Source organism: Acetobacteroides hydrogenigenes, from assembly GCF_004340205.1.
Classification (GTDB): domain Bacteria; phylum Bacteroidota; class Bacteroidia; order Bacteroidales; family ZOR0009; genus Acetobacteroides; species Acetobacteroides hydrogenigenes.
Genome location: NZ_SLWB01000002.1, coordinates 151,008 through 173,657, shown reverse-complemented (window position 1 = coordinate 173,657; position 22,650 = coordinate 151,008). Strand labels below are relative to the sequence as shown.

Below are 22,650 nucleotides of genomic sequence, written 5' to 3'. Positions count from 1 at the left end.
TTTTGATTATAGAGTTGTAGTTTGTAGTCTACTTGTACCCTTTCTTATGCACGCTCTTTACGGCGCGGCCCGATGGGTCGAGCATATCCTTGAACGACTTATCCCATGCAATAGCCTCGGGCGTGCTGCAGGCCACCGATGGAACCGATGGTACGCAGGCGGCTGCCTGATCGCTGGGGAAGTGCTCGGCGAAGATCGAGCGGTAGTAGTACTCCTCCTTGGTCATTGGTGTATTAAGCGGGAAGCGGAACTTGGCGTTCTTTAGCTGCTCGTCGGAAACTTCCGTGGCGGTTAGCTCCTTCAGCGAGTCGATCCAGCTGTAGCCTACGCCGTCGGAGAACTGCTCCTTTTGGCGCCACGCCACGCTCTCGGGTAGATAATCCTCGAAAGCCTTTCGGAGAACCCACTTCTCCATACGCTCTTCGCCCGACATCTTATCCTTAGGGTTGATGCGCATGGCAACATCCATAAACTCCTTGTCGAGGAAGGGCACGCGACCCTCAACGCCCCAAGCGCAGAGCGCCTTGTTGGCACGGAGGCAGTCGTACAGATGCAGCTTGCTGAGCTTACGAACGGTCTCGTCGTGCAGCGCCTTAGCATCGGGTGCCTTGTGGAAGTAGAGGTATCCGCCGAATAACTCGTCGGAGCCTTCGCCCGAAAGCACCATCTTTACCCCCATCGACTTGATAACCCTTGCCAGCAAAAACATTGGGGTTGATGCGCGAACGGTGGTTACGTCGTAGGTTTCGAGGTGGTAGATAACGTCGCGAACGGCGTCGAGCCCTTCCTGTACGGTAAAGTGGATCTCGTGGTGGATGGTTCCGATATGCTCAGCCACCATCTTGGCAGCGGCTAGATCGGGTGAGCCCACTAAGCCAACGGCAAACGAGTGCAGCTGTGGCCACCAGGCCTCCTGCGTGTCGCCGCTCTCGATGCGCTTTGCGGCGTACTTCTTGGCAACAGCCGATATGATGGACGAGTCCAATCCGCCCGAAAGAAGAACCCCGTAGGGCACGTCGGACATCAGCTGACGGTGAACGGCATCCTCCAAAGCCTTGCGAAGAAGGGCAATATCGGTTTCGTTATCCTTAACGGCATCGTACTCCATCCAGTCGCGCGTGTACCAGCGCTTCATCTCGCCATCCTTGCTGTAGAGGTAGTGCCCAGGTAGGAACTCCTGAATCTTATTGCAGTACCCTTCGAGGGCCTTGAGCTCCGAAGCCACATAGTAGTTGCCGTACTGGTCCCATCCTTGATACAAAGGAATGATACCCATGTGGTCGCGGCCAATCACGTACACATCCTTTTCGCGGTCGTACAGCGCAAAGGCGAAGATACCGTTCAGGTCTTCGAGGAAGTCGGGCCCCTTCTCCTGGTAAAGCGCAAGGATAACCTCGCAGTCGGAGTTGGTTTGGAACTCGTACTTATTGGCGTACTGATTTCGAATATTGAGGTGATTGTAGATCTCGCCATTAACAGCGAGCACCAAATTTCGGTCTTTGCTGTACAGGGGTTGGCGACCCGACTCTGGGTCTACAATAGACAGGCGCTCGTGGGCGAGGATCGCCTTGTCGTCGCAGAAGATGCCCGACCAATCGGGACCACGGTGGCGTATGCGCTTGGCCATATCGAGCACCTGTGGGCGTAAATCTGCCGACTTACACTTCAAATCGAAAACTCCGACTATTCCACACATAAAAATTAAATTAGTTGTCTCTTCGTTATCCGATATCGGATTTTGGCAATAAACTCCATATTGCCCACAAATGCAAGCTAAATAATGCTGGTACTCATTTTCCTCCACACATTCTGGTTGAATAATAAGCTGACGATCATCGCCTATTCTTCATGCTCCATCATACCAAAAGTAGATTACAAAAAACAGCATCAAGCTAAACGAGTACAAATATTCAGACGGTTACGGTACAATTTTGGGTTGTCTGCTAACCTCATAGATATTGAGGTTAGCACAGCGGTGCGCTTTTTTGCACAGGGAACAGCCGACCGGATAAGAATTCTTAGTCCAATCCAACAGCGCCACTCCACCAAAATCGCACTCCATTGCCCGTAAAGTAAACCTCAGCTGAGGTTTTGTACTCTAGCCGCCTAAAATGGAAAACCTCACATGAGGTTTTGCCCCCAGCTCCGCTAGAGTGAGAAACCTCACTTGAGGTTTTGCCTCCAGCTCTGCTAGAGTAGAAAACCTCATATGGGGTTTTGCTCCCAGCTCGGCTAGAATGAGAAACCTCATGCGCGGTTTTGCCTCCAGCTCTGCTAGAGTGGAAAACCTCACACGGGGTTTTGTTTCGAGCCTATTTTTCATATGGAATAAACCTAGGCAATGCCTACGCTTAGCAGTGGTGTGCCTTTTTAGATTCGCTGATTAGCTTAGATGCCTTAACTATGATGGAAACAAGCATTAAGGCTAAAACTATAAATATAATTATTGCTTTCATGACCTTACTCTTTAAGGGTTGTTACCTAAGACAAAGATCTGAATCCGTTTGTTGACTTAATCTTTTGATCGGATTCAACATTAAGACGCTTAATTCTGGAGTACGTTACGCCTTTAAACTCGTATATTCAAAACATTTAACAGACGAATTAAGCAGCTAGAGTTTCAGGAACAAAAGCTTAGACAGAGCCTAGTCTTAACAGGGTAAAGATTCTGAAGACGGAGGCCAAAATCATAACCCTTTCACCGATTGTTTGCAGTAGAGACAAGTCAATGCCTTGTCTCTACTTACCGCCACAATCTAGTATGCACTATGGGAAACAGGTAGAGACGTTGCAGTGCAACGGCTCTACAACTCATCTACTCCATTAGAAACTCCCCCAATCTTTTGCTATCTTGCCGTATCAAAATCAACCGGAAGCAAATAATACGCAACATGGATAAACGCCTCTACCTGCTGGATGCCTACGCGCTCATCTACAGGGCTCACTACGCCTTCATCAACCGCCCGATGATGAACGCCGCCGGGCTCAACACCTCGCCCATCTTCGGGTTCATCCGAACGCTGCTCGAGATCAAGAAGAAGGAAGACCCTACGCACCTAGCGGTGGCGTTCGACCTTGGTCGCGTTACCTTCCGAACTGAGCTCTACCCCGAGTACAAGGCCCACCGCGACGAGACACCCGACGACATCCGCAAGGCGACGCCCATCATCAAGGATATCCTTAGGGCAATGAACATCCCGATCCTCGAGGCCGAGGGGTACGAGGCCGACGACATCATCGGCACCATTGCGCACCGCGCCCAGAAGCACGGCTACACCACCTTCATGGTGACGCCCGACAAGGACTACGGGCAGCTGGTTACCGACAACATCCGCATGTACAAGCCCAAAAAGGGCGATAACGATATTGAGATTCTGGGTCCGAAGGAGATTTGCGAGCAGTACGGCATTGCCGAGCCACGGCAGCTGATAGACATCCTCGCGCTTTGGGGCGATGCCAGCGACAACATCCCCGGCGTGCCGGGCGTGGGCGAGAAAACCGCCTGCAAACTCATCGGCGAGTGGGGCAGCGTGGAGAACCTGCTGGCCAACGCCGACAAGCTGAAGGGGAAGCAGAAGGAGAACATCGTCAACTTTCAGGAGCAGATGATGCTCTCGAAGAAGCTGGCCACCATCGAGCTCAACGTGCCTGTCGACTTCGACGAGGAGAAGCTGGTGATGGAGGAGCCCAACCGCGAGCTGCTTGCGGAGATTTTTACCGAGATGCAGTTTACCTCCCTTATCAAGGAGATGGAGCTGACCCCTACCATCGCTGTGCCCAGTGCGGCACCCGAAAAGGCTGCACCCCAGTCGGCGCAGATGTCGCTCTTCGGCGATACGCCCATGGCGGCAGCCGGAGCTGTCAAGGCGTACAAAACCATAGAGAATGTGCCCCACACCTACCGCATTGCCGAGACGAACGAGCAGATGGAGGAGCTGGTAGCTACCCTCCGGGGCAACGGCGAGTTTACCTTCGATACCGAAACCGTTGGTTTAAACCCATTCGAGGATCGTATTGTAGGTATGTCGTTCGCCATCCGCGAGCACGAGGCGTGGTACGTACCCGTTACTACCGGCCGTCAGGCCGAAATTATGGCGATTTTTCGCCCCCTTTTCGAGGATGAGGCCATCGGCAAAACGGGACAGAACATCAAGTTCGACATGCAGGTGCTTAAGGCCAACGGCATTGAGCTTCGCGGTAAGCTCTTCGACACGATGATTGCCCACTACCTGATTGAGCCCGAGCTGCGCCACAACATGACCTACCTCGCCGAGACCTACCTCCACTACTCGCCCGTAGAGATCGAGGAGCTCATCGGCAAAAGGGGCATCCACCAAAGCACCATGGACCGCGTGGAGCTCGAGAAGATTGCCGAATACGCCGCCGAGGATGCCGACGTAACGCTGCAGCTGCGCAACAAGCTGGAGCCAATCCTAAAGGAGCAGGGGCTGGTGGAGCTCTTCGAAACAATAGAGATGCCGCTGATGCCCGTGCTGGCCGACATGGAGTTTACGGGCGTTAAGATTGATGATATCGCGCTAAAGGAGTACGCTGGCGTACTGATGAAGGACCTTTTGGTTTTAGACGAGGAGATTAAGGCGATGGCGGGCGATCCAACGCTCAACATCAGCTCGCCAAAGCAGCTGGGGGTAATCCTCTTCGAGAAGCTGAAGATTAGCGATACCACCAAGAAGACCAAGACCAAGCAGTACTCCACCAGCGAGGAGACGCTCCAGCAGCTTCGCGATAAGCACCCCATTGTGGACAAGATTCTGGAGTTCCGTGGCGTGAAGAAGCTGCTCTCCACCTATGTGGAGGCGCTGCCTGCGCTTATAAGCAAAACGGATGGGCGCATCCACACCTCGTACAACCAAACGGTAACGGCAACGGGCCGACTTAGCTCCAACAACCCCAACCTGCAAAACATACCCATCCGCGACGAGCGCGGCAAGGAGATTCGCCGCGCCTTTATCGCCAGCGACGAGGAGCATCTGGTGCTCTCGGCCGACTACTCGCAGATTGAGCTACGCTTGATGGCCCACTTCAGCAACGACCCGTCGATGGTGGAGGCCTTTATCCACAACGCCGACATCCACACGGCAACCGCCGCCAAGGTGTACCACGTGAAACCGTCGGAGGTGACGCGCGAGCAACGCGGTAGGGCCAAGACAGCCAACTTCGGCATCATCTACGGGATATCGGCCTTCGGCCTTTCGCAGCGGCTGAACATTCCGCGGGGCGAGGCCAAGGAGCTAATCGATGGCTACTTCGAGTCGTACCCCGGCGTAAAGGCCTACATGGATCGCGTCATCGAGCAGGGACGTGCCGACGGCTACGTAACCACCCTCTTCGGGCGCAAGCGCTACCTGCGCAACATCAATGCAGGCAACGCCATGAGCCGCAGCCTCGACGAGCGCAACGCCATCAACGCACCGCTGCAGGGCTCCGCCGCCGATATCATCAAAATTGCCATGATTGCCATCCACGCCGAACTAAAGCGCCGCAACCTCCGCACCAAGATGACGCTGCAGGTACATGACGAATTGGTTTTCGACGTGTACAAGCCCGAACTCGACGAGGTGAAGCAGCTGGTTGTCGAAAAGATGGAGAGCGCCGCGCAGCTGGCCGTTCCGCTTACCGCCGAGGCGGGCGTGGGCGAGAACTGGTTGGTGGCGCACTAAGCTGATGTGAGATTTACGTATTGAGATTTGTGATATAAACGCTATAGGGGCAGGTTTTGAACCTGCCCCTATTTTTTTAATCAGCACAAGTTTCTAAAACTAATAGGTTGGACGAGTTCGAAACATTGGGGTAAATCTATTCATAATATTCCAAGACGCGAGCATCGCGTCTCTACCACCCAGAATGAGCGTTTCAGGGGTATAGACGCATTGCATGCGTCTCGTTGTATTGAAGAATTTGGTTTGAAAGCTAAAACCCTAGTTCGAAACCCACCTCTACGGCAGGTTTATGAAACCTTCGTATTCTACTTGAAACCTTCCATTCTGCGCCATAGTCCTTAGCTCCATTTCGCGCTGTTTATGCCTTCTGCCCGTCCTAGAATCATTGACAACCACCTAGAGCCTCCGTAATTTGCCCCTGTACTTTTTTGAGGAAACGAGGATGGAGTATAAGTAATCTCTAATCAAAATTAAAAACTAAAAGAAATGATTATCCAAGAGTCCTATTTCAAGATTACTAACCGAAGCATTGGTAGTGTCCTGGATTGTGAAGAAGAGGTTGTCTGCGCAAACGAGCGAAGCGGCAGAAGTAGCCAACGCTGGCTATTCGAAAAGGTGGAAGATGATTACTACCGAATCGTCCAGAATTTTACCCAGCTGGTTCTTGAGGGAAACGCACGAGGCGACGTTTACACCCGCCAATGGAATGGAAGCGACAACCAAAAATGGTCGATTGATAACGTTGGCGACAGCTACTGCTGCATTGTGCATAAGGCAACCGGGAGAGTTTTAGATGCCTGCTTTAGCGGTAGGGTACACAACATATACTGGAATGGAGCGTACTGCCAGCAGTGGAAGCTGGAAAGCGTAGCAGAATTGATGCTGACCAGTCCCCGTGAAATACAACGACCGGAAGTAAATGCTTCGCGCTAGTCAGCCCAATGAAACGCAAAACGATTAAAATATTGCTTATAGTATTGCTATTCTTTACGGCGATAATCGTAATGGTAATGGATATTGTACTTCAATTTAATATTTACAACGCTAGTAAAGGTATTCCGTATCAATATCGTCGCTAGAAATAATCATGCCTAGGCTGGAATGGCGCCCATTGCCAGCAGTGGAAGCTCGAAGAAGCAGAAATAGACAAAAAAGAGACAGGTTTGAAACCTGTCTCTACGTTAATGCGATTATCGGCGTTCATTTTGAGAGATACGGGTTTTAAACCTGTCTCTACGACAACATTTAATTGATGTAATCGTCTACGTCAATTTTTGCGCTTGGTATGAGGTAGCTGAGACGGCTAACCGATTGGATTTTTACATCGTCGCCCTTGATGATAATTAGGCTGTATTCGCGATCGCTTTTGGTTACCACTACAAACTCCTTTATCTTTTCGGCCTCCATCTTGGCAAAGTACTTTACCAGCTTGCCATCCTCGTTAACGCTCATCAGCTCGGCGTACTTCGAGGCCTCGATGCACGAGCTGGCATCCTTAGCCACCTGCTCCATCAGTCCCTTAATCTCATCCTGCTTCTTTTGAGCCTCTTCTTTTCGCTTTTTTACCTCTGCCTGCTTTTCTTCCATCTTCTTTTTAAGCTGAGCCTCTTTTTGCGCCAACTTTTCCTTTATCTTTTTCTCCTTCTCCTCCTTTTGTTCCTTAGTAAGAGTTGTAGAACTTTCGTTGATGCTACTCAGCGATTCGCTTAACGATTCATTCAAGTTTGCTTCAAAAGCTTCGCTATCGAAGTAAACCGAACCATTTCCATTTGTAGAGATACCAAAACTATGGCCCTTTTTGCTGCTAGGAACCTTTACCGAAAGGATCTTGACGCTGCTCATGTTCTTGACATCCTCCTTTATGCGATCAGCGTTGTGCTGAGCAGCAACAAGGGTGAGCATCTCCTTGCTCATGTTTACGCTGTTGAAGCGCTCGTTGGTGCGATACTTTTCGTAGATATCGTCGATCTTGCACTGGGCCGATGTGCTGCTGATACCGGTAGCAGCACCCCCTACAAGTAGTAGGGCGATGAAGAGTAACTTTTTCATCCTGATTGAGTTTTTGGGTTGTATACTATTTTACTTTTTGTTGTTCTCGTCTTCGGCAGGGCAATACTTTTCCAGGTAGGCCAAGCTCGAGAGGGGCGATAGCGAGCGGTTTACGTCGCGGATTACCTCAAATTTTTTCAAACTATTATCCACCCCATTCACCTCCTCGAGGGCATCGATGGTTTGCCTTTTGCGGGCTGGCTTAACGATGCGGCTCTTGGCTTCCTCTACTTTAGCAGGGGCAACCTTCCTATTCTTCTTACCCTTGCTGATGGCAACCGGTGCCACCTTCGCGGGCTGAGGGGCAACGCGGTTAACCTCCTCCACCCTTTCGACCTTCACCGCTTGGGCTACGCTTCGTTCCGGAGCAACAATCGTAGGCTCCTTTACCTCGTAGAGTAAGGCAAAGACAGCACAGGCAGCAGCCGCTGCAACGGTCGACAGCCAGGCGATATTCCTTACCCGATGCCTAACGGGTAGGGCCGCAGCGCCCCTGTCGCTGACAATGGCCCGCTCGCCATCGAAGTAGCCGAAGATGGTTCGGTAGTCCTCCCACTGCGAGGGTAGTATTTGCGTGGTACGGAAGAACGCCCTGAGCTCCCGCTCCTCCTCGATCGAGGTTTCACCCTCAAAGTACCTGTTTAAAAGCTCCGCTATCCGTTCCATACTCAAAGTTTTTATCGTTTACGAGGGCATCCCTCAGCTTTTTTCGGGCTCGCGAGAGCGTTACCCGCACCTGGTTCTCGTTCATGCCCATGATGGTGGCAATCTCGTCGAACTCCAGCTCCTCGATGTCGCGCAGCTGGATTACCAGCTTGTAGCTGTCGTTTAGCTCCTCCATCGTTTGCCGGACGAAGCCGTAGGTATCGGCCTGCTCGAGGCAGGTATGGGGCGTTTGGCTCTCGTGCTTCCCGTCGGCCTGCTCTAGCTCTACCGTTCGATGGTTTGTCGTCTTTCGCTTGATGTCGAAGCAGAGGTTTTTGGCCATCGTTACGGCGTAGGCCTCCACGTTCTTGAGCTCCTCCACATCGCTGCGCTGGTAGAGCTTCAGCAGCACCTCCTGCGCCACATCCTCGGCATCGTCTTTGCTCCCCAGCAGGCGGAGGGCAACCCGAAGCAGCCGATTTCGTATGGTTGGGCTATTTATCGTGAGCATTTTTTGTCGCTTGTTTCCTTAAAGACGATTTCGTGGCGATTCTATTACAGCTGCGCAGCAACTTTTTTTTTTTGATGGGATGAAGGTAGCCGTTTACACAGCATCTAAACGCCCAAAATGGGCTTTTGCCACTTTTAATGGTCAAAAAATTTTGGGATGACCCTCACTTCGCGAAGTGATACGCCAAATATCTTTTTTGGGCCATCACTTCGCAGATTGATGCGCCAAAAAACTTTTTTTTGCCATCACTTCGCGAAGTGATGCGTCAAAAATCTTTTTTGGGCCATCACTTCGCAGATTGATGCATCAAAAATCTTTTTTTGGCCATCACTTCGCGAAGTGATGCGTCAAATATCTTCGTTGGACCATCTCTTCGCGAAGTGATTCTCTTATAGAACTACAAGATAAGCCATGCGTCTCGAGTCTTGAGTCTTATGTCTTGAATCTTGCATCTTGATACTCTTCTCCCCGTCACATCTCCGTTCCTCGTGCGTCTTTAGGCAAAAAACAACCTTCTTCAACAGAAATCTATGAAGCGCAGAACCATTGTAGCATCGCTAGGCTTGCTGTTAAGCCTTCAGCTGATGGCGCAGCCGCCAAAGCTGTTCGTACCGCTCAACGTGCAGCGGGCCATCGAGCGTGGAACCCGCACCACCGACGGTAAACCGGGACCAAAGTACTTCCAAAACCGATCGGACTATACGATTAAGGCCTCCTTCGACCCCAAGACGGGCGTGCTGGTGGGGCGCGAGACCATCGTATACGAGAACAACAGCCCCGACTCGCTAAGGAATATTATTCTTCGACTCTATCCCAACCTCTTTAAGGCAGGTGCCGAGCGCCAGTCTGCCGTAGACCCTGCCGACCTGAATAACGGCGTAGAGCTGCAAGAGATACGCGTTAACGGATCACCAATCAGCACCGAAAAGCTGAAGTACGCGGGCACCAACGCCATCATCCCCATGAAACCAAGCATTAAGGCGAATACCTCGGTTACGCTGGATATCGCTTGGAAGGTAAAGCTCCCCAACAAAACAAAAATCCGCATGGGCCGATACGATACGGGCACCTACTTCGTTGCCTACTGGTATCCGCAGATAGCCGTATACGACGACATCAACGGATGGAGCACCGACAGCTACACCGGGCTACAGGAGTTCTACAACGACTACTGCAGCTTCGATGTGGAGATTACGCTCCCCAGGAATCAGGTGGCCTGGGCAACCGGTGAGCTGCAAAATGCCGATGCCATCTTTTCGGACAAGATTCTGGAGAGAATAGCCAGCGCGAAAAAGTCCGACCAGCTGGTAAGGGTGATAACCGCCGAGGATATCGCCAGCAACAGCATCCTTAAAGCGGATACCGAAAACGTGTGGCGCTTTAAGGCCTCCAACGTGCCCGATTTTGCCTTTGGCGTAAGCGACAGCTACGTGTGGGATGCCACCAGCGTAGAGGTTGATCCCGCTACCCAGCGCCGCGTGCTGGTGAATGCCGTCTATAAGGTTGGGTCGACAGCGGGCGAAAACGTCGCCGAGATAGCGCAGCGCTCCATTAAGCGCCTTTCCGAAAAGCTGATTGGCGTACCCTACCCCTACCCCCACATGACCGTTTACGAGGGCGACTTCGGGATGGAGTTCCCTATGATGTGCAACGATGGCCCCGTAACCGATCCGATACAAAAGGCATTCGTAACCTCGCACGAGGTTAGCCACAGCTACTTCCCCTTTATGGTGGGCACCAACGAAACCCTCTACGGCTGGATAGACGAGGGCCTCGTAACGTTTATCCCTAAGGCCATCGAACAGGAGTATGGGAATACCAACGCCCACTACTATATCGCGGCATGGGGTAAACGAACCATGGGCACCACCAACGACGTTCCGCTATCGGTGCCATCCACCAACCTAAACGTGGCCACCAGCTTTATGCAGAACTACGGCAGAGCAGCTGTTGGCTTCTACTTCCTGCACGATATGCTGGGCGAGAAAGTATTCCAAAAGGTGATTAAGGAGTACGTTACCCGCTGGGCGAGCAAGCACCCAACGCCAACCGACCTTATCTACACCATCAACTCGGTAACGGGTAAAGACTACTCGTGGTACTGGAACCCCTGGTTCTACGAGTACGGCTATGCCGATTTGGCATTAGAAGATGTTACCATCAGCGACGACAAGGTTAACCTGACCGTTACCAAGAAGGGGCTGTTCCCCGTGCCCATAAAGCTCACCGTCACCTTCAACGATGGAACCACCCAAACCATCTACCATACCGCACAGGTTTGGGAAAAGAGTAGCACCTGGAGGCTAAAGCAGACCTTCGACAAAAAGGTTGCTAAGGTTGCCCTAGGCGATGCCAACATCCCCGATGCCTTTGCAGCAAACAACACGTATCGGGTCAACTAGCTGTAGCCCGCTTGACGGCCAAATGCCATACCCCAAAAAATAAGAGAGGCCTCGCAGTTGCGAGGCCTCTTCGTATTTTACACCCTAGAAGTAGCTCAAAATCTGTATCACGATTATCAGCAGCACCAGCGCAATGGGATAAACCGTTGCGTAGGCTAGCGTCGGAATATTTGTTTTCGTCATGCTGTCGGTAGCTGCAAGACCAGGCGTGCTGGTCATACCACCCGTAATAGTGCCAAGCAGATAAAAAATGTTCATCTTAAAGATGTAATGCCCAACGAGCGCTGCAATAACCATAGGAATTAGGGTAATGGCAGCACCAACCAAGAAGAGCATAATGCCATACTGCTCGAAGGTAGCCACAATATGCTGACCGGCCGATGTTCCAACACCCGCCAAAAAGAGCAGCAATCCCAGCTGGCGAAGAAGCTGGTTAGCCGACCCCGTCATTGTCCACATTATAGGACCGGTTTTCCCTATACTGCTTAAAATGATGGCTACCATAAGAACTCCACCGGTTAAGCCTGGGGTAAAGGTAAAGTTTGGCCCCATCGAGATGCTGATCTTTCCGCATAAAACGCCCAGCACAATTCCTGCTGCAATAGGGAAAAAATCGGTTGATGACAGTGCCTTGGCGTCGTTACCAAGTAGCTTGGCAACCTCCACCATATCGTCCTTGTGTCCGGCAACCATCAGCTTATCGCCCAGCTTAAGCTGTATATCGGGTGTAGGCGTAATCTCAACGCTCGAGCGGCGAATTCTGGTAACGGTAACATCGAAGTTACCCCACAAGTTAAGCGATCCTAGCGTGGTATTAATAAGCTTCTTGTTGGTTACCAGCAACGATTCAAGAACGTAGTTCTTATTTGGCGACAGTTCCATATTAACGGAAGGCCCTATTAGCAGCTGTACCCTATCAAGGGCATCGAGCGTACCCACCGCCTTAATGATATCCCCCTCGTTAAGCACCGTATTGCGCGTAGCAACCACCGCTTCGTTATTGCAAAGGATACGCGCAATATTTGCTCCTGTCATTGTACGGATACGCAGCTCCTGCAGCGACTTTCCAATAACGTTTTGGTTCTCGACCCTAAACACACGCGCATGCAGCGATGGAAACTCGTTAAACTGCTCCTTCTCGAGTTTTTCCTCCAACGTTTTAAGGTTTACCCTCAAAAGATATGGCATAAGCTTCACAAAAAGAATCACCCCAATAACCCCAAACGGGTAGGCAATACCGTAACCAATAGACGACACCGTAGAATGCGTACTCTCAATAGCCGCCGCCAAACCGGGCGTGCTGGTAAGCGCTCCCGAAAGAAGCCCCGTTGAAATATCCGAGTTTAAGCCGGTAAGCATCGAAAGAAGGTAGGTTATTCCCCCTGCGCTAGCTATAAGAAAGATGGTTAGGATTGCCAAATCGCGTCCCTTACTCTTAAACGAGTCAACAAAACCAGGCCCTGCCTGTATGCCTATCGTAAAAATAAAGAGGATCATCCCGAAGTTTTGAATATCAGAAGGAATAACAATTCCGTAGTGCCCAAAAAGCAGCGCAATAAATATTACAGCCGAAACATCTAACGAAATACCCTTCAGTTTTATAGAGCCAAGTATAAAGCCCAGAGCAATGATAAGGAATAGAGCAAAATAAGAAGTACTTAATAGATCCATTACACATTTTATTTTGATACAATACAAAGGTAAGCTTAACCTACTGGCAAAAAATAAAAAAGAAGCAACAAAATATTTTACGCTCCATGCTAAAGTCCAAAAAAAGTTTTAAAATTGCACCATAAGTAATGGCAATTGCCACAGTGTTTAACAACTAAAACAAAAAACTAGTACCATTCGGTAATTTTACTAATTCGGCTCCGAAATGAAAGCAAATAAAGAATTTCGACCTAACTCAAAAGAGGATTTTTTCGACTCTGGTGATTCTAAGAAAGGGAAAAAGCTAGTTCCCGACAAAAAGCCAAAAAACGAAAAGAAAGAGCTATACGATGTCGATGATTTCGAAGAGGAGTACGATCTTCAAAAGTACAAGCGCGAATCTATCGCCGACTTCTACGATGATGGAGAAGAAGACGACGAGGAGTTCGACGACGAAGACTTTGAGGATGACGAGTACGACGAAGAGGAGGACGAAGAGTTCGACGACGAAATCTACGACGACGAGGACGAAACCAACTACCAAAAAGAAGCATCAAGAAGATAAGATTAAGCCACACCATACATTAGAAAGGCTGTCCCTAGCGGGATGGCCTTTCGCATTATAGGCTAACCCTTAGTTTGAAGCTCGTTAACAAATAACAAACATATATAGCTCCGCCCGCCCATCCTTCTTTTGAATAATTCTAAACAAGACGTTACTTTTGTGCACGGTTTGTTACTTTTTAGTTCAACCCGCATCCCGTAGGTCTATCCTCTTGTAATACAAGGCGCTTTTCACACGGTTGACTGAAGCCTTAACACATCTCATCAATGCGGCTAATTTGTGCCTAACGACGAGTTAGAACGGGAGAGTTATGTCCTTTAAGCAGGAAACATTAATCTTTACAATAGAAAATGGATCAAAACATCAAATTCAACGAAGGGGTTTGGCAAAACGAGATCAACGTAAAAGATTTCGTCAACAAAAACATTACCCCTTATGAGGGAGATGCATCCTTCCTTTGTGGACCAAGCGAGCGTACCAAGAAAATTTGGGACATCTGCAAGCAAGCCCTCAAGGAGGAAAGTGAAAACAACGGCGTTCGCAAAATCGATAACAAGGTAGTGTCGGGCATCACCTCGCACAAAGCTGGCTATATCGATAAGGAGAACGAGCTTATTGTAGGGCTACAAACCGACGAGCTGCTTAAGCGCGCCATGAAGCCATACGGTGGCATTAAGGTTGTTGAAAAAGCATGTAGCGAACACGGCGTCGAGGTTGATGAGCATGTTTTAGATATCTTCACCAACTATGCGAAAACCCACAACGATGGCGTTTTCGAAGCCTATACCGACGAAATTCGCCTTTTCCGCTCCCTAGGATTCCTCACCGGACTACCCGATAACTACGCCCGTGGCCGTATCATTGGCGACTACCGCCGCTTAGCGCTCTACGGTATCGACCGCCTAATTGACGCTAAGAAGCACGACCTTGCCAACCTTGGTGGACCAATGACCGAGCACCGCATTCGCCTTCGCGAAGAGGTTAGCGAGCAAATTAAAGCCCTTAACAAGATCAAGGAGCTAGGTACCTACTATGGCCTAGATTTATCGCGTCCAGCATACAGCGCTCAAGAAGCGGTTCAATGGGTGTACATGGCGTACCTTTCGGCCGTTAAGGAGCAGGATGGTGCAGCAATGTCGCTGGGCAACGTTTCTTCATTCCTTGATATCTATATCGAATACGATCTTAAAAACGGAAAGATTACCGAAGAGTTCGCTCAGGAACTTATCGACCAATTCGTAATTAAGCTTCGCATGGTTCGCCACCTACGCATGGATGCCTACAATGAAATCTTTGCAGGCGACCCAACTTGGGTAACCGAAGCAATTGGAGGTAGAACTGCCGATGGCCGCACTAAGGTTACTAAGACCTCATTCCGCTTCCTTCAAACTCTATACAATCTAGGGCCATCGCCAGAGCCAAACATGACCGTTCTTTGGTCGCCATCACTTCCAGAGAACTTCAAGCATTTCTGCGCTCAGGTTTCTATTGATACATCATCTATTCAGTACGAGAATGATGACCTAATGTGCGAAACCCGCGACTCTGAAGATTACGGTATTGCCTGCTGCGTTTCATACCAAGAAATCGGAAAACAAATCCAATTCTTCGGCGCTCGTACCAACCTTGCAAAGGCTCTTCTTCTAGCAATTAACGAAGGCCGCTGCGAGATTACCGGTAAGCAAGTAGTTAAGGGAATCCCTGCACTTAAGAGCGAGGTACTCGATTTCGATGAGGTAATGGCCAACTACAAAATTGTGCTTAAGGAGATGGCTCGCGTTTACAACGACTCGATGAACATCATCCACTACATGCACGACAAGTACTACTACGAAAAGTCGCAGATGGCTTTTATCGATACCGATCCTAAAATTAACCTAGCCTACGGCGCTGCAGGTCTGTCAATTGTAGCCGACTCGCTTTCTGCCATCAAGTACGCTAAGGTTACTCCAGTTCGCGACGAAAAAGGCTTAGCCGTTAACTTCAACATCGAAGGCGAATTCCCATACTACGGTAACGACGATGATCGTGTGGACCAGTTTGCCGTTGAAATTCCTGCATACTTCAACTCGCTGCTTAGCCAGCTGCCAACCTACAAGAATGCAGAGCCAACCCTTTCGATCCTAACTATTACCTCTAACGTAATGTACGGAAAGAAAACTGGAGCAACCCCCGATGGCCGCGCCAAAGGTGTTGCCTTTGCTCCTGGTGCAAACCCAATGCACGGACGCGATACCAAGGGGGCTATCGCATCGCTAAGCTCCGTATCGAAACTCGACTACGATAGCTCGAGAGACGGTATATCTAACACCTTCTCAATTATTCCTAAATCGTTAGGAGCAACCAAAGAAGATAGGCTAGATAACCTAGTTTCGATGATGGACGGCTACTTCTCGAAAGGTGCCCACCACCTTAACGTGAACGTGCTCAACCGCGAGATGCTTCAAGACGCAATGGAACATCCTGAGAACTATCCTCAGCTAACCATCCGTGTGTCTGGCTACGCAGTAAATTTTGTCCGATTAACCCGCGAGCAACAGTTCGAAGTTATCTCGCGTAGTTTCTTCGATAAGATGTAATCTTAAATGCTATAAGATAACCCCTGACAGAATTTAAAACGCTGTCAGGGGTATTTTTAAAATACCCACATACGCAATGCTAAACGTACATTCCTACGAATCAATGGGCACTTTTGATGGTCCAGGTTTAAGGTTAGTTGTTTTTCTCCAAGGATGCAACTTTAATTGCCTATACTGCGCCAACCCAGATACCATAACCCTTAAAGGAGGAACACCTACCGAAATTGAGGAGATTGTTCGAATGGCCGTTAGCCAAAAATCATTTTTTGGCAAAAAAGGTGGCGTTACCATTTCTGGAGGTGAACCTACGCTTCAGGCTAAGGCTCTTATACCGCTGTTTAAAAAGTTAAAAGAAGAAAACATCAACATATGTATAGATAGCAATGGAAGTGTTTTCAACAATGACGTTGCCGAACTACTTAAATATGTAGATCTTGTCCTACTCGATGTCAAGCACTTTAACGACGAATGGCACCGCAAAATAACCAACCACGAAAACAATAGAACGCTCAAAATGGCCCAATATCTCCGGGATAATGGGATTAAAATGTGGTTGCGCTACGTGTTAGTACCCGGATATAGCGATCAGGAAGAGCACATAAAAGCACTAGGCGAGCATTTTAAGGATTTTACCAACGTAGAACGCCTTGAGATTCTTCCATACCACACCCTAGGAAAGCACAAGTACGAGCACTTGAACATGAAGTACCAGCTCGACGGTGTTCCTGAAAACACACCTGAACAACTTAAACGAGCCAAAAGTATTCTTGAGCCTTACTTCAAATTAGTAGTGGTAAACTAGAAACTAATAAGCAATTAACATCTAGCATAAAAATTACTATTGATGAATTTTAATTCACCAAAGCAAATAGTAGAGGTTGTTGGCCTATCGGCGCAAGCCCGCACCAAGAACTCTACATCAACCACCCTTGTCCTCGCCTTCTTAGGAGGTGCATACATCGCATTAGGAGGATTACTTGCAATTGTTATAGGGGGCGGCGTACCCGGTATTTCGGCTGAAAACCCAGGGATCAGCAAATTTTTGATGGGTGCTACGTTTCCAGTTGGTCTTATGCTGGTTGCAATTGCAGGTGGAGAACTTTTTACCGGTAACACAGCCTACTTCATTCCTCCTGTAGCATCTGGAAGGCTAAAATTAGCCCAAATGCTACGCAACTGGGGACTAGTTTACCTCGGAAATTTTTTTGGTGCCCTCTTTGTGGCCTACTTCGTAGGGTACCTTACAGGAGCACTTACCGCAGAGCCTTGGAAAGAGTTCACCATCAATATTGCCAACGTAAAAACAACGGCGCCATTCTACAAAGTTTTCTTTAAGGGAATGGCCTGCAACTGGTTTGTAGCAATTGCCATGTGGTTGGCCTACGCATCAAATCATATTTCTGGAAAAATATTAGGTATTTGGTTTCCGATAATGGCCTTCGTTGCAATGGGATTCGAGCACTGCATTGCCAACATGTTCTTTATTCCATCGGCGATGCTACTAGGTGCTCCAATTACTTGGGGTGACTTTATCGTAAACAACCTTATACCTGCCACATTGGGTAACATTGTCGGAGGAAGTATCCTTGTTGGACTACTTTACTGGTACGCCTACGGTGAAAAGAAAATATAGAAGGAATCAGACCTACCGCATAGTGCTGTTTCAAAAACGTAAAAAGGGGGCTTGTTGGCCCCTTTTTACGTTATGCAAAAGATAAAAGAACTATCCGTTTAAGTGCCTGTAAAACCCATGAAAGCTGCCTGCATTATACACCTCTTCAAAACCCTGCTGATCTAGAAATGATTTGGCAGAAGTGCTTCTAGATCCAGAAGCACAATACACTATGATAGGCTTGTTCTTATTTAGCATTTTCAACTTATGAGGTAAAGAGCCAACTGGAATGTTAATCGATCCATTTATATTACCAGTTGCAAACTCTTGAGGAGTACGAACATCTACAATAGTAGCTCCACGCTCAACAACTGCCTTAAAATCCACCTTCGGACCTAAACCAAAAAGGTTACTAAAAAACCCCATATTGATAACTTTTATTTTATTCTACAAATAACGCCACCCCAGCGTCAATGTTCGGTAACTAATGTCACAAAAGACAAGTTTTTAGAAAGATTATTTTGAAAGGTAGCAGATCAAGTAAGGGGATAGTACGGATCAAAAGGCAATAAGCAGCATTTTTTCCAGAAATTCTATCTTTGAACCAGCAACCAACAAAGCCATGACAAAAAGAATCTACTTTGTTCGCCACGGCGAAACCGACTGTAACAGCAAAAATCTCATTCAAGGCAGAGGAGTTGATGCGCCTTTAAACGCGCTTGGCCATCAACAAGCCGAAGCCTTTTACCAGCACTACAAGCACATTCCTTTTGATAAAGTATACACCTCGTCGCTACAGCGGACACACCAGTCAATGGCCCCTCTACTAAAAAGTGGGATTCCCCACGAAATTATAGGTGGATTCGACGAAATGGATTTCGGCATCATGGAGGGCAAAGAAATGTTCGATAGTACCGGAACCTTTACCCTAAAGAGCCTCCTAGAACAATGGAAGAATAATGAAGGAGACGCAAAAGCGGAGCAAGGGGAAAGCCCCAATGAGGTACTACAAAGAATGAAGGACGCGCTAGAAACAGTTCTATCGAGAAAACAGGAAGCCAACGTTGTTGTGTGCATGCATGGGCGAGCACTCCGAATTCTTATGTGCTACCTGCTAAACCTGCCAATCTCCAACATGGAGAAGTACTTTCATGCCAACCTTGCCGTTTCCATTTTTGATTACAACTACGAAACAGGCAGCTTTTCTCCGGTATGTATTGCCAACAATGCGCATACCGAAGCTTTAAGCATAACCTAGAACGATACCAAGTCGCACAAATTTTATCAAGTATTTGCCTAAAAAAGGTAAATAAATATCTTTGGGGAAAATAGAACCAAGCGCCAATGCCAATAATCAACTCCATCGTAAACTTTCTTAGTACCAAACGGCTTAAAAGCATCGACGAGTTTCGGAAATACCCCTTCGAAACTCAGGCAACAATTATCAAAGGCTTGGTAGAAACGGCAAAAGGTACAGAATGGGGTAAAATGCACGATTTCTCTTCTATCCGAAGCATAGAAACATTTCAGCAGCGAACACCGGTGCAAGACTATAATCAGGCTAAGCCCTACATCGAACGTGTTCGCCAAGGTGAGCAGAACGTGATTTGGCCAACAGATATTTGCTGGTTTGCAAAGTCATCTGGCACAACCGACGATAAAAGCAAGTTCATTCCCGTTAGCGAAGAATCGTTGAATAGCGTACACTTTCAGGGTGGAAAAGATACGCTCACCATTTACAACTACAACCATCCCGAGACCCAAATTTTTACAGGCAAAGGACTAACCCTAGGCGGAAGCCATCAGATAGATCGGTTAAACGAAAAAGCATTTACCGGCGACCTTTCTGCTATCCTTATCGAAAACATACCGTTTTGGGCCGATCTCTTCCGAACGCCAAGCCAAAAGGTTGCGCTTATCCCCGATTTTGAGGAAAAGATGCGCCGAATTGCAGAAGAGGCAATCCCCGAAAACGTCACCTACTTTGCCGGGGTTCCGTCGTGGAACATGGTGCTCATGAAGTACATCCTAGAGCATACCGGCAAGAGCAATCTTTTTGAGGTTTGGCCCAACATGGAGCTATTCATCCACGGGGGCGTTAGCTTTACCCCCTACCGCGAGCAGTACCGCAGGCTATTCCCCTCGGATGCCATGAACTACATGGAAACCTACAACGCCTCGGAGGGATTTTTTGCGCTACAGGATGATCCGAAAACCAACGACATGCTGCTGATGCTCGACTACGGTATTTTCTACGAGTTTATCCCAATGGATAACTTCTTCGATACGTCGTTTACACCGCTTACCGTAGCCGATGTCAAAACGGGCATTAACTACGCCATGGTAATTACCACCAACGGTGGACTATGGCGCTACGTTATTGGCGATACGGTAGAGTTTACCTCGCTATATCCCCACAAAATCCGCATTACCGGGCGTACAAAGCACTTCATCAACACCTTTGGCGAAGAGCTTATTATCGATAACGCCGAACAAGCTATTAAAGCAGCCTGCGAAAAAACAGGCGCCATCGTTAGCGAGTACACGGCGGCTCCTATCTACATGGATTCGGATGCTAAAGGCGGTCACGAATGGCTATTCGAATTCGAAAAGGAACCCGATAGCCTAGACGAGTTTACATCCATACTCGACCAAAACCTGATACGGCTAAACTCGGACTACGAGGCAAAAAGGTTCAAGAGCATTACGCTACAACGCCCTGTAGTACACTCGCTAAGAAAAGGCGTTTTCTACGAATGGCTCAAGCAGAGCGGAAAGCTTGGCGGACAGCATAAGGTTCCTCGCCTATACAACAATCGCGATTACATTGATAAGCTACTCTCGATAAATAGGAACCAGCAATAGAGTAGCATATCATTAAAGAATCGAATACAATGCTAGCATATTTCAACAGGTAATCTAAAACCATGGTACAAGAAGATGATACAAATTGCAGTTGCCGGAAACATCGGGAGTGGTAAAACTATGCTAACCAAAATGCTCTCCGAAAGTCTTGGATGGAAAGCACAGTACGAAGGTTTGGATCAGAACCCCTACATCAACGATTTCTATCGGGATATGCTTAGGTGGTCGTTTAACCTGCAAATATACTTTTTGCACTCGCGCCTTAAACAGGTTGTCGAAATACGCAAGGGAAAGGAAAATGTAATACAGGATAGGACCATTTACGAGGATGCCCTTGTGTTTGCCCCCAACCTCTACCGAATGGGGCTAATGTACGAGCGAGACTACAACACGTATATCGACCTTTTCAACATTACCACCTCGCTTATACAGCCGCCCGACCTGCTCATCTACATTAAGGCATCGCCCAAAACTTTAGTCAAGCAAATAACCAACCGCGGCCGCGAGTACGAAAGGGACATCAACCGCGAATACCTCAAAAACCTTAACGAGCTGTACGAAGACTGGATTAAGAGCTACACGTTCGGCAAGGTTCTTACCATCGATATCGATAAGCTCAACTTCATCGAATCGAAGGAAGATTTTGGCAAGGTTCTTGAACTGGTGAAGCAGGAGCTCGCCATTTAGGCTCTTAAGGATTACAGAAGTAACCATATACAAACAAAACCAAACAATGAAAAAACTAGCATCAATGCTGCTACTGCTCCCGCTGACCTTCGGCGGAAGCCTACTAGCCCAAAACCGTAGCGTTAGCTTCGAAGACACCACGTTAGCCGTAAGCCTTGCAAAAGCAAAGGCCGCCAACAAGCTTATTTTCTTCGACGGGTACGCCACCTGGTGTGGCCCATGCAAGTATATGTCCAACACCGTCTTCAAACAGGATAAGGTTGCCGATTTCTTTAACGCCAACTTCGTAAACGTTAAGTTCGATATGGAAAAGGGCGAAGGCATCGAGCTGGCCAAGAAGTACGCCGTTAAGGCCTATCCGACCTTTCTGATTCTGGATGCCGAAGGCAACCTGGTGCACCGAATCGTAGGAGGTGCCGAAGCTGACGAATTCATCGAAAAGGTTAAGGTAGGAATGAATCCAACCACCTCGCTCGCCGGTCAGCAGGCCAGCTACCAAAACGGAAACCGCGAGCCCGACTTCGTAAAGAGCTACCTGAAGACGCTGCAGGATGCCTACATGGAAGACAGTGCACAGGATGTGGCTACAGCCTACCTCCGCTCGCTTAAGGAGAAGGATAGAATAACCAAGGAGAACTGGCCCATCTACAACGACTTCATCAACGATGCCTCGAGCAAGGAATTCCTCTTCATCCTAACCAACCGCATCAAGTTTACCGATGCTATTGGCGATTCGGCCGTTGACGCCAAGATCTCGAGCGTATTTACCGAAAAGGCAATGTCATTCCTAGTTAACCGTAAAGGATCGGTGTACAGCAAGGAGGAGGCTCTGAAGCTGCGCAACCTGATTAGCGCCAGCAAGCCCGCAAACATCCAAAAGTTTAACCTGATCCTAGACATGGCCGATGCCAAATTCGCCAAAAACGGAAGCGCCCTTGCCGGACTGGTTACCACCTCGATGAAGAACGCCAATCTTAGCGACCAGGAAAGCTACAGCATCCTCTCGCAGATCGTGCCCCTCGTAGCCGATAGCGCTCCCAAAAACGATAAGCTGCTCGTAAGCGCCTACATCGATACCGTTATAGCATCACTTAAGGAGCCAAAGGCTAAGCCCTACTTCGAAAAGATGAAGGGCAAGCTTAGCGGCACCACCGAAGAAACCAAGAAGTAGACCCGCGCCGCAAAATCGCGAAAAAGGCCCAAAAGAGCCGCAGAATTTACCTTTGCCGGTTGTTGTGGAGCAAGAATACGATTAGCATCGCTTGACGATAAAAATGAAAGCCGGATTGGAATTTTCTCCCAATCCGGCTTTTTCATGCCCACTTCCCCCTCCTTAGGCTCTCAGCGCACCACATCCGATAGCAGATCCACGCTATTCTTTACCCCAAAAGCCCAATTAAGCCA

The 22,650-nt window shown here is 48.7% G+C and carries 18 protein-coding genes; 11 read left to right on the top strand and 7 right to left on the bottom strand.

Annotated elements, in window-relative coordinates:
* Positions 1-28: 28 nt before the first annotated feature.
* Together asnB and CLV25_RS03480 are read right to left on the bottom strand one after the other, a co-directional pair.
* Positions 29-1,696, bottom strand: a complete 1,668-nt coding sequence (gene asnB / locus CLV25_RS03485) for an asparagine synthase B (protein ID WP_131838252.1) — start codon at positions 1,694-1,696, stop codon at positions 29-31.
* A 402-nt stretch (positions 1,697-2,098) separates the two neighbouring features.
* Entirely contained in the window at positions 2,099-2,323 is a 225-nt protein-coding gene (locus tag CLV25_RS03480) for a hypothetical protein (RefSeq protein WP_131838251.1), read from the bottom strand.
* 568 nt (positions 2,324-2,891) lie between these two features.
* Here CLV25_RS03480 and polA point away from each other — a divergent pair.
* Together polA and CLV25_RS03470 are read left to right on the top strand one after the other, a co-directional pair.
* Positions 2,892-5,681 carry a DNA polymerase I gene (gene polA, locus CLV25_RS03475; RefSeq protein ID WP_131838250.1) on the top strand — a complete coding sequence of 930 codons (2,790 nt, stop codon included), beginning with the start codon at positions 2,892-2,894 and terminating at the stop codon, positions 5,679-5,681.
* A 486-nt stretch (positions 5,682-6,167) separates the two neighbouring features.
* Positions 6,168-6,614, top strand: a complete 447-nt coding sequence (locus CLV25_RS03470; protein WP_131838249.1) for an RICIN domain-containing protein — start codon at positions 6,168-6,170, stop codon at positions 6,612-6,614.
* 312 nt (positions 6,615-6,926) lie between these two features.
* On the opposite strand, the gene CLV25_RS03465 is transcribed toward CLV25_RS03470, so the two are convergent.
* Genes CLV25_RS03465 through CLV25_RS03455 form a run of 3 tightly spaced genes read right to left on the bottom strand, consistent with a single transcriptional unit; the run spans position 6,927 to position 8,886 of the window.
* Positions 6,927-7,730, bottom strand: a complete 804-nt coding sequence (locus CLV25_RS03465; RefSeq protein ID WP_131838248.1) for a DUF4252 domain-containing protein — start codon at positions 7,728-7,730, stop codon at positions 6,927-6,929.
* A gap of 30 nt (positions 7,731-7,760) precedes the next feature.
* A complete protein-coding gene (locus tag CLV25_RS03460) occupies positions 7,761-8,396 on the bottom strand; it encodes a hypothetical protein (protein ID WP_131838247.1) in 636 nt (211 codons plus the stop codon).
* Positions 8,359-8,886, bottom strand: a complete 528-nt coding sequence (locus CLV25_RS03455; protein WP_131838246.1) for an RNA polymerase sigma factor — start codon at positions 8,884-8,886, stop codon at positions 8,359-8,361. The genes CLV25_RS03460 and CLV25_RS03455 overlap by 38 nt, the downstream gene beginning before the upstream one ends.
* A 530-nt stretch (positions 8,887-9,416) precedes the next feature.
* Here CLV25_RS03455 and CLV25_RS03450 point away from each other — a divergent pair.
* Positions 9,417-11,288: a M1 family metallopeptidase gene (locus CLV25_RS03450; protein WP_131838245.1), complete on the top strand. Its 1,872-nt coding sequence runs from the start codon at positions 9,417-9,419 to the stop codon at positions 11,286-11,288.
* Between the two features lie 84 nt (positions 11,289-11,372).
* Here CLV25_RS03450 and CLV25_RS03445 read toward each other — a convergent pair whose 3' ends face one another.
* Positions 11,373-12,959, bottom strand: a complete 1,587-nt coding sequence (locus CLV25_RS03445; protein ID WP_131838244.1) for an aspartate:alanine exchanger family transporter — start codon at positions 12,957-12,959, stop codon at positions 11,373-11,375.
* Between the two features lie 205 nt (positions 12,960-13,164).
* Between CLV25_RS03445 and CLV25_RS15890 the strand changes: the two genes are divergently transcribed.
* The 4 genes from CLV25_RS15890 to CLV25_RS03430 all read left to right on the top strand — a co-directional run bounded on the left by CLV25_RS15890 (position 13,165) and on the right by CLV25_RS03430 (position 17,715).
* The gene (locus CLV25_RS15890) at positions 13,165-13,503 is read left to right on the top strand and encodes a hypothetical protein (protein WP_165876965.1); all 339 of its coding nucleotides are present in this window, start codon (positions 13,165-13,167) and stop codon (positions 13,501-13,503) included.
* A 350-nt stretch (positions 13,504-13,853) separates the two neighbouring features.
* Positions 13,854-16,082, top strand: coding sequence for a formate C-acetyltransferase (gene pflB, locus CLV25_RS03440; protein WP_131838243.1), 2,229 nt, complete (start codon positions 13,854-13,856; stop codon positions 16,080-16,082).
* Positions 16,083-16,158: 76 nt separating this feature from the next.
* Entirely contained in the window at positions 16,159-16,884 is a 726-nt protein-coding gene (pflA, locus tag CLV25_RS03435; protein ID WP_131838242.1) for a pyruvate formate-lyase-activating protein, read from the top strand.
* A 42-nt stretch (positions 16,885-16,926) separates the two neighbouring features.
* Entirely contained in the window at positions 16,927-17,715 is a 789-nt protein-coding gene (locus CLV25_RS03430) for a formate/nitrite transporter family protein (protein ID WP_131838241.1), read from the top strand.
* Between the two features lie 90 nt (positions 17,716-17,805).
* Here the strand turns inward: CLV25_RS03430 and CLV25_RS03425 are convergent, their stop codons facing one another.
* Positions 17,806-18,120 carry a rhodanese-like domain-containing protein gene (locus tag CLV25_RS03425; RefSeq protein WP_131838240.1) on the bottom strand — a complete coding sequence of 105 codons (315 nt, stop codon included), beginning with the start codon at positions 18,118-18,120 and terminating at the stop codon, positions 17,806-17,808.
* A 196-nt stretch (positions 18,121-18,316) separates the two neighbouring features.
* Here CLV25_RS03425 and CLV25_RS03420 point away from each other — a divergent pair, with 196 nt between their 5' ends.
* The 4 genes from CLV25_RS03420 to CLV25_RS03405 all read left to right on the top strand — a co-directional run bounded on the left by CLV25_RS03420 (position 18,317) and on the right by CLV25_RS03405 (position 22,417).
* Positions 18,317-18,952, top strand: coding sequence for a histidine phosphatase family protein (locus CLV25_RS03420; protein ID WP_131838239.1), 636 nt, complete (start codon positions 18,317-18,319; stop codon positions 18,950-18,952).
* Between the two features lie 86 nt (positions 18,953-19,038).
* The gene (locus tag CLV25_RS03415; protein ID WP_131838238.1) at positions 19,039-20,559 is read left to right on the top strand and encodes a GH3 auxin-responsive promoter family protein; all 1,521 of its coding nucleotides are present in this window, start codon (positions 19,039-19,041) and stop codon (positions 20,557-20,559) included.
* A gap of 78 nt (positions 20,560-20,637) precedes the next feature.
* Positions 20,638-21,246: a deoxynucleoside kinase gene (locus tag CLV25_RS03410; protein WP_131838357.1), complete on the top strand. Its 609-nt coding sequence runs from the start codon at positions 20,638-20,640 to the stop codon at positions 21,244-21,246.
* A gap of 46 nt (positions 21,247-21,292) precedes the next feature.
* Entirely contained in the window at positions 21,293-22,417 is a 1,125-nt protein-coding gene (locus tag CLV25_RS03405; protein ID WP_243649591.1) for a thioredoxin family protein, read from the top strand.
* Positions 22,418-22,650 lie beyond the last annotated feature (233 nt).